The sequence below is a fragment of the Bifidobacterium bohemicum DSM 22767 genome, assembly GCF_000741525.1.
Lineage (GTDB): Bacteria > Actinomycetota > Actinomycetes > Actinomycetales > Bifidobacteriaceae > Bifidobacterium > Bifidobacterium bohemicum.
The window spans coordinates 437,550-450,418 of record NZ_JGYP01000002.1 but is presented as its reverse complement, the minus strand read 5'-3'; the positions used below and the strand labels follow the sequence as shown (position 1 = coordinate 450,418).

Below are 12,869 nucleotides of genomic sequence, written 5' to 3'. Positions count from 1 at the left end.
GTCGGTTTCGTTGTAGCAGACACGGCTGCAATCAACTCAATCAACTCAATCACATAGCCGACCCGGGAGGATTCATGGGCAAAGGCACTGCCAAGTCTCGTAAGAAGAACCGAGGCAAGAAACGTGAAAAGAGCAGAAGCCAATCGGGTTTCCTGCGCGTGATTCTCGGTCTTTTGGCCTGGTTGTGCGTGGTGTTGGCGCTGATTGGCACGCTTTCGAGGGTGCTGCCCGAGGAATTGCAATCATTGCCTTATGTGCCCATTGTCGCCGCGTTCACCGTCTGGTTCGTGTTGGTGGCCGTTGTCGGTCTCCTGTTGTCCTTGGCGTCGAGGAGATGGTTCGCCGCGCTGGTCGCCTTATTGAGCATCGCATTGCAGTGTTGGTGGCAGGCGCCATATGTGACCCCGTCGCAGAGTCTTCCGCAGTCCGCGCTTGAAGCCGAAGCTCGGCCTCATTCCGACAAATCGGATTCGTATGCCCGTGTGATGACGGCGAATGTGTATAAGGGTCGTGCCGATCCGCAGTCAATTGTTGACCTTGTCCGCGACGAACGGGTGGAGGTTCTGGCATTGCAGGAGACGACGCCCGGTTTCATTCGCGCTTTAGAAGCGGCCGGCATCGACCAGTATCTGCCGTATTCTCAAGTTGCCTCGTCCGACGGCAAGTATGGCAACGGCCTGTTCGCCGCCTCGCCCATCGATTCGCCTTCTGATGATGATGTTGACTCGTCGGCATCGTTCATGCCAGGTGGTTCCATCGCCTTTGATGGGGGGCGTACTTCCCTGCGTTTCGTGTCCGTTCACACGACTTCGCCCAAGCCGGGACGGTGGGGTCGTTGGCGTCGGTCGCTTGACGAAGTGGCGATGATGCGCTCGAAAACCGATAGACGCATGGTGTTGATGGGCGATTTCAATGCGACCACCGATCACACGGCGTTCCGCAATATCTTGGGAACCCGTTTTCAGGATGCCGCCATGGCCTCCGGGCATGGTTTCGTTTGGACGTGGCCGGACAACATAGCGTATGTGCCCCGCGTGGTGGGCATTGATCATGTGTTGGTCGATCAAGGGCTCATGGTAGGGCAGGTGCGTTCGGTTCCGCTTGAAGGTTCGGATCATGCCGCGCTTTTGGCCACGATTGCGGTGTCTGAGACTTGATGGCGCACGCCTGGACTGGTTGTGTCCGATAATGTCGTCGTGGTTCAAGTTGCTGTGTCGTCAAGAACCCTGACATTTCGCCATAAACGCCGTATGCTAATTTCTGCTGCGGTTTGTGATGGCAAACGACTAAAATGGATGATGTAAGTAGATTCTATTTGATGTTCACGATAGGAGTGTACACATGGATGTAAAGGCGTTGGCTGATAAGCTTAGGAAGGTCACTACGATTTCCGAAGTGATTGAGGTTGCCAAGGAGAATGGTGTTGACTTGAATCTTGAGCAGGCTGATATGATGCTCAGTGACTTGTTCCAGGCTGAGAGCGAAGCTGCCGAACTCAATGGCGAAACGGTTGAGCAAGTCGTTGAGAAGTATTTTAACAAGTAAATACCCTCAATGAACTCAATGCGGGATTCTGACCGTAGTCGGCCGGAACCCCGCATTGTTTCAGTGCGGCGATTTTTGCGTTATTCGTCGTCACTCGAGATTCGACTGCGTTCCTGCCGTGGCGGCCGTCGATTCCTGTTGGGCCTGGGCGTTTTCCAACTTGGCGCGTACGTCGGCGAGCAGGCTTTGTGCGCGCTTGGCCAGAGCTTCTCCGATTTCCCACTGACGCATCGACTGGTCGAGGCTCAAACCGCCGGCTTCCAGTGCCTGAACGGCCTTGATAAGGCGGTCGCGAGCCTGCTCGTATGGCAGTTGTGCGATTTCGTCGCGCTCCTTATCGGTCAAGCTGGAAGCTGCGATGTCGTTTTCGTTGCCGGTTTCGTTATTGGTCTTGTCGCTCATGCTGCGGTCCTTTCCTGGAAACTTCAAATTATATTGTGTGTTCTCGTTTGCTGGTTATTGTTCGATTTCCGTGACGTTCGAAACGACTTCTCCGTGCTTGAGCGTCACCGTCAGCCGATCCCCGACGCTAAGCGCGGATGCGTCGTCAATGACATGACCGTCGGCGCCTTGCACCACGGCGTAGCCCCGATCCAGCGTTGACTGCGGGCTCAGGGCCGTGAGCGTGGCATGCAGTTTCTCAACCGTGAGTCCAGCGTCGTCGACAATGCGTGTAAGTCCCAGTCGCATACGTTGTTCGGCATCGGCGACAAAGCGTTCGTGGGGTTCGAGCATCGTTTCGGGGTGGGTCAGGCTTGGTCGATTCGCATACCCCTCGATGAGCTGCTCCTCGCTCTGCAGTTTCGTGCTTACGCGCATCTGAATCTGCCCCCAGGCGTTTTCGATGAGTTGCCATTGCTCACGGATATCGGGCACGACCTTCTTCGCCGCGTCAGTGGGGGTGGAGGCGCGCAGATCGGCCGCCAAGTCGATCAGCGTCCAATCGTCCTCGTGACCTACGGCCGAAATGATCGGGGTTGCGCAGGCGGCCGTGGCACGCACCACGCCTTCGTCGGAGAATCCGATGAGATCCTCGAAACTGCCGCCGCCACGCGCCACGATAATCACGTCCACGTCGGGGTCGGCGTCGAGCTTGTTGATTGCGGCGATTACGTCGGAAGGGCATTGCGAGCCTTGGACGTGGGCATGCACCACCTTGAAGTCGACGGCCGGCCAACGCAGATTCACGTTCGTGATGACGTCGCCCTCCGCCCGTGCCTGCGGTGCGCAGATCAGCCCGATGCAGGCGGGAAACTCCGGTAGCGGCACCTTATTCTCCTGGTCGAAAAGCCCCTCGCCCTTGAGCTTCTTGCGCAGTTCGTCAATCTGTGCCTTGAGATCCCCGGCGCCGATGCGGCGTATGTCGTCGGCCACGAAGCTCAGGCGTGTGGCCTTTATCCACACATCCGGCCGTCCGTGGATCACCACGCGGTCGCCCTGATGGAAGTTCCTGGCGAGACTGACGAAATTGCGAAAGCCCATCACCGAAATGGAGATGTCCTCAAAGCTGTCGCGCAGGGTGATATAGCCCGAAGTCGCGCGGCGCATGTTGATTTCGACGATCTGCCCTTCAACCCACGAAGCCGGCCAGCGCGAGACGGCATCATGGTACTTCTGACTGACCACGCTCACCGGCCACGGGTTTTCCGCGGTGGTGTCGCGTGCCAACTGCGGCAGCTGGTCAAGCGGTCTTGGTCCGTCCTGCGTCTGCGTGCTCAAAGTCTGTTGTCCGAAATCCATACCCACAACAATACCTGCCAGTCTGATTATTATAGGATGTACGATGAAATTGCGAGGGCGACGGGGCTTCCAAAGACGGCATTGCTCTCAGTGGGCTGCTTTGGTCCGCTCGATCTGGTCAGTGGCAGGAGGTTGTATGGCTGTTGATGATGGACTTGACCCTGCGAATCCCATCATGTAGGATAAGGCGTGAAGCTTTTATACAAAGTTGTGTAGGTTCGAATTCCTCGAGGCGAGCTTCATGAGATGAGGAGGTCGATCAATGATGATGAGTCTCAAGAGAAAAGGCATCGCTGTGGTGGCTGCTGCGGCATCGTTGTTCTGCTTCGCGACCCCTGCCATGGCCAATAATAGCAGTGACAGTGGATGAAGCGTACGGTTAGCCGGCTGGAACACGCAGGATACGCCGAATCGGACGAAGTGGAATGCGTCATCCGCCTATATCAGGACTGATTCCGTCAGGGTTGGGGACGGTGTTATTCGGGCCTGGGCCTTGGGGTACCACAATGATGATGTTCATTCATCCACAGCCTATTTAAGGGCCAACCAATCGGGTCTGATTTCGCAGTATGCCTATGAATGGGGTAAGCCGACGATTCATCTGCGCATACAGTCCAACAGCGGCAAGGGTGGCACTTCTAGTGGCGTGTGGAGTCCGGATAGCATCTGATCCGCTGTGACGTAGGAGATGTGGCGTGGCATTTGCTTAGTTGCGCCACATATTCGTGTTGGAACTAGGAGGGTGAGCAGGTGAATCGTAGGTTGTTAAAGTGTCAGCTCCTGTCGGCGTTGTCCAGCTGGAGAGTGCCGGCGGTGTTGGCCATAGGTGTCTTTCTGACTTGGACGGAGTATTGGACGGCCTATCATGCTGGTTTTTATGTCACTGATAGTGCACCGACGTTTCTTAAGTATATGATGCTGTTTTCGCAGGATGGCAATGGGAGCATACTGTATATGTACCTGTTGCCAATCGTGGCGGCGCTGCTTGGGGGCAGCGTGTTCGCGCGGGAGAAGTTCAGCGGCAGGCTCCGTGAGCTTGAGCCCCGGCCTTCTCGCTCGTCGCTTCTGAACACCTCGCTGTGTTCGGGCTTCATTTTAGGCGGGCTTGCCGGTGTTTCGCCGTTGCTGATCAACTTGGTGTTTGCCGTAGCCAAAGCGCCACATATGTCCTTTATCTCTGGCCGTTCCACTGTGATCAGTAATCCAAACGGCAAGAAGGCGATGAGCTATGTTTTGATTGAAGAGCACAACTGGGCCTATCCGCTTTACAAATTCAGTCAGCCGTTGCTCGTGGTGCTGGTCTTTCTGTCGGTGTTTGTCGTGGCGGGTCTGTTGGCCGATATTGCCGTAGGAGCCTCGTTCTTCAGCAGGTACAAGCATGTCGAGTTGTTGGTTCCCTTTGTGCTGTTCCTCATAGCGTGGTATGCGCCTGAGATTTCTGGCGGACTGCTGCCGTATGACTTAGATCTGTCGTATATGGAGTTTCTGTATGTCGCGTTAATGACTGTCAATGGCGCGTTCATACCAAGTTTGATGAAGGCCGTGGTGCTTCCGGGGACCATTGTGGTGGTATTGGCCGTCCTCAAAAAGCGTCGTGATGATGCGTGACGTGTGTTCGGGGATGAAGCGTCATTCGAAGAGCGTGAGGTGGATGATGGCGGCCATGCTGGTTGTTTCGATTTTGTATACCATCTCCTCATGTCTGCAACGTTGGCCCTCCGCTATGGTGTCGTACAACCAGATGCTTACGGAGACCTCGACGCGAGCCCTGTTGCCGATGTGCTTGATCCTCCTGTTCGTCGGCAGCTGCCAACCTACCGCCTTGTTGCTTGCCCGTCGGTCGACGCGTTCCATTTTCGCCACCAACCTCGCATGGCTCGTATTGGTGGTTGCTGGATGCACGTTGATCGGCACCGCGGTTTTCGGGGTCACCATGCCGTTGGTGTATGGGCCTAAAGTGCTTCAGGGTATGCCGCATATGTTGCTCGTTCTGGCTGTTCGTGTGTTCATGATGTGTCTGTCGGTTTCCCTGGTCGCCGTATTGGTGGTCACGCTGGGGGTGCGTTGGCCGGTGGCCGTTGCCGTGTTGCTGGCCGTATTCACCTTGGGCAACTGGGTGCTGACGGCTTTTGCCGGCACGGTTTCGAGATATCTGTACTTCTTCTGGTATCCCATTGGCGATGACTGGCCCGTGGTCGTTGTCAACCAGGTCGTGCCGTTCGTAGGGTTTCTTATCGTCGTGGTCGCGGCCGACCTGTTCGCATTCTCGCGGTTCGATCATCTTGAGGGGTGAGGCTCATGTTGCATGATATTCGGTACCTGCTCCAGTCGCTGCGAGACAAAGCCGGGCTGCATGTCCTCGTGGCGCTGGTCTACGCCCTGGTGTTCACGCAACTGGTGCATAGCGATTTCATCGCTTACGGTGCCTTCGACCCGCATGTTTTCTTCGGCATGTTTCGCGTCAGTGACGACCCGAATATCGCCAACCTGCCGTTCAATGTCTCTTCGGTGATGTTCATGGCTTTCGGACTGGCGTTGCCGTTGGGGCGTTTCTCGCGCTACCTCATGGCGGCCGAGCCGATGGTCTATGTGCGCAAGAGGCGTGGTGTCGCGCACTTCCTTCTGTATCTGGCCTCGGCTGTGGCCTATTGCGTGATGTTTACGGTCGTCCAGCTCGTGGCGACGTTTGCCCTGCGTGGTGACACCTCATTACGCTCGCAGCTGCCGGGTGCGGTTTGCGCGGCGGGGGTGTTGCTGTTGTTGATGCTGATTGTTGGTGCGGGCCACCTGCTGGGCAGCGCCGTGATGGGGTATCTGGCGGCGGCCTTGGTCTACGCGGCGGTGCTGTCGTTTGGAAAATTTGACGGCTGGTTGATTGCCTCGGGCGCCTGTTCTGTGCCGCATTGGGCACCAGTGTTGCTGCTGTGTGTGGTCGGACTGGCCGTGCTGGATACGTTCCTGTTGTGCGGGAACGAAATGTACTGATGCTGCGGTCCTGCGGCGTTCGTCGACAATAGTCAACAGAAGTTAGTGTCCGTCAACAAAAGTCAAGGAGAGAATCATGTATGTACAAGTAAGCAACTACTCCAAGGTCATCAGAGGCAAGGAGATTCTGCGTTCGGTCAACGTGGGTTTCGAACGCGGCGCCATCTATGGCATAGTCGGTCCCAACGGTTCGGGCAAGACCATGCTGCTGCGTGCCATATGCGGGTTCATCCGCCCCACCTCCGGTTCGGTGAGCATAGGCGGCAGGCCCGTGGTATTCAATGAGAAGCTGCCGGAAAAGATCGGCGTCATCATTGAAAACCCTGGCTTCGTCGGTTCCGAAACAGGGATGCAGAACCTGAAATATCTCGCGGACATCAATAGGGCCTTCGATTCGGCCGAGGTGACCCGTCTGCTCAAGAGCTTCGACCTGTATGATGCGCGCGACCAAAAGGTCAAGTCGTATTCGCTTGGTATGAGGCAGAAGCTGGCGATTGTGCAGGCGTTGATGGAGCATCAGAATCTGATTTTGCTCGACGAGCCGACGAACGGGCTGGACGCACGGTCGGTCGGCGTCTTCCTTGATCAGATGCGCAGACAACGGGACGCGGGCAGGACCATTGTCATCGCCTCCCATCATGACGGCGAGCTCACCCAGATCGCCGACCGTCTCTACGCCATGGCCGACGGTCGTCTTTCGTCGTGATTGGGCGGCCGGTCTGTCGATTTGCCGGCTTTTTGTCGCGTCTGCTTCCGATGGTCTTATGTAATCGTCACGAAACTTGAGGGTTAATTAGGCAGTTTTGCGGCGACACTCCAAAAGCGAGTCTGCTGAAAACTACACAAATGTGATTTTCCTTGCGATTTCGCCATTATCACTATATCTGGCAATGAAGTACATAAAAAACACTAGATATGGTGGTAGCCAAGCGCTATAGTGGTAAACGACACAAAGGTTACATCCGTGTGGTTTGCGGCATATTAACCTGTCCGGTACACATCGAAGGAATCGAAGGAAGGGACATCGATGGAGACTCAGGTCTTGGACGCGACAATACAACCCGCTACTGCTACGAAGCCCGTGCTGGTGGAGAAGCGCGATGGCCGTGTGGTCGAGTTCGACGCGGTCAACATCGTTGCGGCCGTCAAGTCCGCGTTCAAAGACCTTGAAAAGCCGGTGGGGCCGGAAGAGGAGCAGTTGATTCGCGACTTGGCCTCTGCGGTCGAGGGGGAGATCAAGGATCGATACAACGGTCCGGCCAAAATCGAGGATATCCAGAATCTTGTTGAGCACGGTCTTATTGAGGATCACCTCTATGATGTCGCCCGCAGCTACACCAACTACCGCCTCAATAAAGACATCGACCGCGCCAAGGCCACGGACATCAACGAAGCCGTCAACCGCTTGGTCAACAAGGACGAGACCCTGATTCGGGAGAACGCCAATAAGGACTCCAACGTCTACGCCACGCAGCGCGACTTGCTTGCGGGAGCTGTTTCCAAGGCTTCTGCGTTCTCGATTCTGCCGGATGCGGTTTCGAATGCGCACATGAAGGGCGACATCCATTTCCATGATGCCGACTACTCGCCGTTCACCGCCATGACCAACTGCTCGCTGCCAAACTTCGGCGACATGCTCGCCAACGGCTTCGAGCTCGGCAACGCCATGATGGACAGTCCGCGCTCCATAGGCACCGCGGCAACCCAGATCACGCAGATCATCAAGGACATTGCCGGCGATCAGTATGGTGGTCAGACCGTCAATCGTGCCGACGAGATGCTCGATGTATATGCGCAGAAGGACTACGAAAAGCACTTACGCATGGCGCATGCTCTGATTCCCGACTCGATGTCGGTCGAGGTTGCACAGGACATGGTCGACGGTATGAAGGCCCAAGAGCCGGAGAACCTGCATTTTGAGGGTCGTGAGCCTTTGCCGCAGGATGAGCCGTTCCATACCGACGTGCCCCGCTTGGAGCAGATTCGCGAGGTATATGCCAAGATCATGACCCGCAAAGCCATCTATGACGCCATGCAGACGATGGAATACCAGATCAACTCCAACCGGGTTTCCAACGGTCAGACCCCGTTCGTCACCGTCGGTTTCGGGCTTGGCACCTCGTGGTTCGCCCGCGAGATTCAGCGCGCGATCTTCCTCAACCGCATTCGGGGCCTGGGACGTGATCGCCACACGGCCATCTTCCCCAAGCTCGTGTTCACCATCAAGCACGGCATCAACGCCGATCCCGGCGACCCGAACTATGACATGAAGGAGCTTGCTCTGGAGTGCTCCACGAAGCGCATGTACCCGGACGTGGTCTTCTATGAGAACATCGTCAAGATCACTGGTTCCTTCAAAGCCCCGATGGGCTGCCGTTCGTTCCTGCAAGGCTGGGTCAACCCCGAGACCGGCGAGGATGAAGAGGACGGGCGCATGAACCTCGGTGTCGTCACCGTCAACATTCCGCGCATCGCACTCGAGTCCCGCGGCGACAAAGACCGCTTTTGGAAGATTTTCGATGAGCGCATGGAGGTCGCGCATCAGGCGCTGCAATTCCGCATCATGCGTTGCAAGCAGGCCAAGCCCATCAATGCTCCGACGCTTTTCCGTTATGGTGCTTTCGGTCGTCTTGGCGCCAACGACAGCGTTGATACGCTGTTCAGGAATTCGCGCGCCACTGTCTCGTTGGGCTATATCGGTCTTGCCGAGGCGACCAGCGTCTTCTATGGCAAGGATTGGATCACCGACCACTCCTGGGATCCGGAGGGCAAGGAATTCGCCCTGTCAATCGTCAAGAAGATGAATGCGCTGTGCAAACAGTGGGAAAAGGAAGAGGGTTACCACTATTCGGTGTACTCCACGCCGGCCGAGTCCCTCACCGACCGTTTCAACCGCATGGATCGCGAGAAGTTCGGGCGTGTGCCGGGAGTGACCGACCACGACTTCTACACCAACTCATTCCACTACCCGGTCTGGCTTTCGCCCACTCCGATGGAGAAGCTCGATTATGAGAAGGATTTCCCGTACTACGCGGCCGGTGGTTTCATCAACTACTGTGAGTTCCCTGCACTGCAGGCCAATCCCAAGGCGCTCGAGGCCGTGTGGGATTACGCCTACAACATCGGCATCGGTTATCTCGGGACCAACACCCCGATTGACCATTGCTACGTCTGCGGCTTCGAGGGCGACTTCGAGCCTACCGAAGAGGGCTTCCGGTGCCCGGAGTGCGGCAATTCCGATCCCGACAAGTGCAACGTCACCAAGCGTACCTGCGGCTACCTCGGCAACCCGGTGCAACGCCCGATGGTGCACGGCCGTCACGAGGAGATCTCTCACCGTGTCAAGCATATGAGCGGCGAGACCGGCCATGTCGTCCTCAAGGACGGCACCGAGCGCGAGTGGTACGAAGAGGCCAAGTAGCTTGGTAGTTCTATAGGCAAAGAGTAAAGGCGGTTCATCGTTCGGTGTGCCGCTTTTACTTTGCTTGAAAGGAGTAGCGATGGGAAAGCTTGCGGGTGGCAGGCTGCATGATTTCGCGTCGGATGAGCAGAACCGTGGACCTTGGATTCCGACGGTCTACGCCAACAATCCCAAGGCCGGTCAGTGGACCAGCGATAGGCTCAGCCACGACATGATCGCCGACTACAAGCCGCTGGTGATGACCGACGGTGAGGGAATCCGCTGCTCTGTGTACGTCTCCGGCTGTCCATTCCATTGCGTCGAGTGCTTCAATGAATCCATCTGGGATTTTCAGGCCGGTCATCCTTATACGCAGGATTTTGAGGACAAGGTCATCAAGGACCTATCGCGGGGAGTTGTCCAAGGCATTACGTTTCTGGGCGGCGAACCTCTGCTCAATACCGGCGTGCTGCTTCGGCTTGCCAAGCGCATCCGCAAGGAATTCGGCCATTCCAAAGACGTCTGGTGCTGGACGGGCTATACGTGGGAGGAGCTGATGCGTCCGGGGGAGAGCGCAGACAAACTTGAGCTGTTGAGCTACGTGGACATACTTGTGGACGGCCGCTATATGAAGGACCGCCACGATTCACTCCTGCAATTCCGGGGTTCCTCGAATCAACGTATCATCGACGTCCCCGCTTCGTTGCGGGAACATGAGGCCACTGGCACTTGCGATCCGGTGATCTGGTCCAAGCTCCACGACCAAACCCGTTTCATCCCCGAAATCTATGGCAAGGACCGCTCCGCCGGCGAAGGTTCCGCCAGCTGACCTGCCGGTTCACTTCGTTGCACCCGTACCCGTTATGGGTCGCAAGCTTGTCGGCGATCCCCGCCCCGCTCTACCCCCCCCCCCGCTTGCTTCGCATCCTATATCTGCTGCTTCAGCGGCTCTTTTTCGGCAAAGATAACTGAAAATGTCGAAAAAGGGTCGCTGACAAGTTGTATTTGGCCCCTTTTCGGCAGGCAATTAAGTTGGTGCCGAAAAGAGGTCATTTGGCTGTCCTAATTGGTGCTTTTTCGGCATTGGTAATGGTGTCTGCCGAAAAGGGGTCGCTGGCTTCATCGGTTTTCGGTCTGGATGGTTTTGTCGGGAAGACACGGGATCGGTGGGGGGGGTGAGCTCGTGATGTCCCTCGGATTCGTCGGCTCGTCCAGTTGCTCTCACGTTTGATTGCCGACGATCGAGTCGTCTAGCCGTCTGGGTTGTCGGTGCGTGGGCCTCTGGGATTTGTTAAGCTAATGGCCTGTAATGGGGCAACGGGCGCAAAATCTGTAGGTCGTCATCAGCCTTATCAAATCACTTCTGGCCTGACTGTGGCGAGGGGTGCGAAATCTGCCTAGGTGTGCATATCCTGCGTAATTGCCGGGGTTCAGTTTCGCAAGGATGCAGCCGGAGGAATTCCGGCCGTGGCAAGTTTGTCGACCAGCGGTTGACGATTGATGACCTCCTGAAAATCAGTGCGTATGATTTCGCTGATTCCAGCTCGGCGCAGCGCATTCTCCCGTGCTCGCTCGTCGGTGACCACGGCACGCGTGCCGCGCCAGCCCGTCATTTTTGGATTCCTGTATTTTTCCATCCCGTCGTATTCGAGAACCACCAGTCGCCGGTCGGGCAGTCTCCACAGGAAATCGACGCGATATAGCTTGTCTCCGTCGCGTGGGTCGCGAAACTCCTGCTGCAATTCCGGTAGGACGAATCCGGCTTCGATAATGACCGCCCGGCACATCGACTCGCCCCCGTTCTCACTCAGGGGATTAGCATAGTGCAATACGTTTATCACTGTGTCGGCCTTGCTTTTTTGCAAGGTCGCGCATTGCTCTTTTACTCCTTCAGCAGTAGTGAGACCCATGCTCAGAACGAAATCAAACATTCCGAGGACGTCGATGAAAGAATGTCGCAATGCGCAGTCGATGAGGGTTCTTTCTACGGTTGTGGTCAACAAGCCTGCGCATGTAGTCACCGGGATATCGGTCATGTGAATGAGCGTGAGTCCGTCGGCGTGCCGTTGATTCGTGGAGTGTCGGGTCGCTATGCAGACAGTGGTGTCGTCATCTAAACTCTGTCTATATGGGAGCCCGTGAATATTCGCCGCGCTCAATCCGGCGAACGACCAGCCCGGATGAAGCTTGCCGAGTGCTCGGATCAAATGCATTGTTCTGGTGCGTGGGTCTAGAGTGGCGGAGTAGTTTTTGCGTGCGTAAATGCCTTTGTATGGGCTCATGAGTTCGCCCGCATCTCGCCTGCGCCGCATGGCGTGGCGTTGCGCGTTTGTCTTTCCGAAGAAATAGCGGCGCTCACGTTCGGCTTCGTCGGCTAGCCGGTCGATGGAGGGGTTTCGTCTCATGGCATCGACTGTATTCGATGCGGACTTCCTATGGCAAGTCAAACAAGACAATGTGGATGAACGTTTTGGGCTATGCACACTTCGGGCGTGTCGGGTCGTTTTATCCACTGGAATATGGTGCAGTCATGTGGATGACGCAAGGTTCATCCACAGAGCTATGGGATGGCGATGGGGATGGTGCCAATCTTATCCTCAGGCAAGTGGCGTGGTCATGTGAAAGAAGTGAAATTTATCCGCCGAATCGCTGTTTGGTTCACGACATTGCTTATGTGATTCGCGCCATCAGTGTTGTGCTCCATGTTGTTGTCTGCTGTACTGGCTCTTTTCGGCATGATTGGTGACGAATGCCGAAAAAGAACCATTTAGACATGCTATTTGGCCCCATTTCGGCAGGGAAGCGGATCTGCGCCGAATAGAGGCCATTTGGGTGGGCTATTCGGCTCTTTTTCGGCATAATCGGCAGAAGGTGCCGAAAACCGGCCAATTGCACGAGCTAACGGGTCGTTTTTCGGTAGGGGGAGCGGGTTTATGCAGAAAAGGGGCCGGTTACGGGCCAGTTACGAGGGTCAACTGGTTGCTTTTCCGCAGGGGGCTGGGCATGCGGTCTGAGATGACTGGGCAGAACCGCAAAAAATGCCTAGTGTATGGTCGGGCATTTGTCAAGAGACGTGGGTCACGATTGTTGGTACTGTGAGCATAATCATATGGCAGAACGGGGAGTCTGACTGGCGTTCAGACTATCGTTGAAGAATGTGTGTTTAAGCTCATACTAGCTTACGGTGATATGGTCTTGA

At 56.0% G+C, this 12,869-nt stretch carries 11 protein-coding genes; 8 read left to right on the top strand and 3 right to left on the bottom strand.

Annotated elements, in window-relative coordinates:
* The first annotated feature begins 74 nt into the window (after positions 1-74).
* Both BBOH_RS04140 and BBOH_RS04135 read left to right on the top strand, forming a co-directional pair.
* On the top strand, positions 75-1,157 hold the full coding sequence (locus tag BBOH_RS04140) for an endonuclease/exonuclease/phosphatase family protein (RefSeq protein ID WP_081930326.1): 1,083 nt from the start codon (positions 75-77) through the stop codon (positions 1,155-1,157).
* A 184-nt stretch (positions 1,158-1,341) separates the two neighbouring features.
* Entirely contained in the window at positions 1,342-1,545 is a 204-nt protein-coding gene (locus tag BBOH_RS04135) for a hypothetical protein (RefSeq protein WP_033521726.1), read from the top strand.
* A gap of 90 nt (positions 1,546-1,635) precedes the next feature.
* Here the strand turns inward: BBOH_RS04135 and BBOH_RS04130 are convergent, their stop codons facing one another.
* Both BBOH_RS04130 and xseA read right to left on the bottom strand, forming a co-directional pair.
* On the bottom strand, positions 1,636-1,947 hold the full coding sequence (locus BBOH_RS04130; RefSeq protein WP_033521728.1) for an exodeoxyribonuclease VII small subunit: 312 nt from the start codon (positions 1,945-1,947) through the stop codon (positions 1,636-1,638).
* Between the two features lie 54 nt (positions 1,948-2,001).
* Positions 2,002-3,285 carry an exodeoxyribonuclease VII large subunit gene (xseA, locus tag BBOH_RS04125; protein WP_033521730.1) on the bottom strand — a complete coding sequence of 428 codons (1,284 nt, stop codon included), beginning with the start codon at positions 3,283-3,285 and terminating at the stop codon, positions 2,002-2,004.
* A 912-nt stretch (positions 3,286-4,197) separates the two neighbouring features.
* Between xseA and BBOH_RS04120 the strand changes: the two genes are divergently transcribed.
* The 6 genes from BBOH_RS04120 (at position 4,198) to nrdG (ending at position 10,499) form a co-directional block, all read left to right on the top strand.
* Complete coding sequence (locus BBOH_RS04120) at positions 4,198-4,893, top strand: hypothetical protein (RefSeq protein ID WP_033521732.1); 696 nt, start codon at positions 4,198-4,200, stop codon at positions 4,891-4,893.
* Positions 4,883-5,578, top strand: coding sequence for a hypothetical protein (locus BBOH_RS04115; RefSeq protein WP_033521734.1), 696 nt, complete (start codon positions 4,883-4,885; stop codon positions 5,576-5,578). The genes BBOH_RS04120 and BBOH_RS04115 overlap by 11 nt, the downstream gene beginning before the upstream one ends.
* Positions 5,579-5,583: 5 nt before the next feature.
* On the top strand, positions 5,584-6,270 hold the full coding sequence (locus tag BBOH_RS04110; protein ID WP_033521736.1) for a hypothetical protein: 687 nt from the start codon (positions 5,584-5,586) through the stop codon (positions 6,268-6,270).
* A gap of 76 nt (positions 6,271-6,346) precedes the next feature.
* A complete protein-coding gene (locus BBOH_RS04105) occupies positions 6,347-6,976 on the top strand; it encodes an ABC transporter ATP-binding protein (RefSeq protein WP_033521738.1) in 630 nt (209 codons plus the stop codon).
* 321 nt (positions 6,977-7,297) lie between these two features.
* Positions 7,298-9,691, top strand: a complete 2,394-nt coding sequence (nrdD, locus tag BBOH_RS04100) for an anaerobic ribonucleoside-triphosphate reductase (RefSeq protein ID WP_033521740.1) — start codon at positions 7,298-7,300, stop codon at positions 9,689-9,691.
* A 79-nt stretch (positions 9,692-9,770) separates the two neighbouring features.
* Positions 9,771-10,499, top strand: coding sequence for an anaerobic ribonucleoside-triphosphate reductase activating protein (gene nrdG, locus BBOH_RS04095; protein ID WP_074428548.1), 729 nt, complete (start codon positions 9,771-9,773; stop codon positions 10,497-10,499).
* Positions 10,500-11,100: 601 nt separating this feature from the next.
* Here the strand turns inward: nrdG and BBOH_RS04090 are convergent.
* Complete coding sequence (locus tag BBOH_RS04090; RefSeq protein WP_033521759.1) at positions 11,101-12,075, bottom strand: hypothetical protein; 975 nt, start codon at positions 12,073-12,075, stop codon at positions 11,101-11,103.
* Positions 12,076-12,869: the final 794 nt, after the last annotated feature.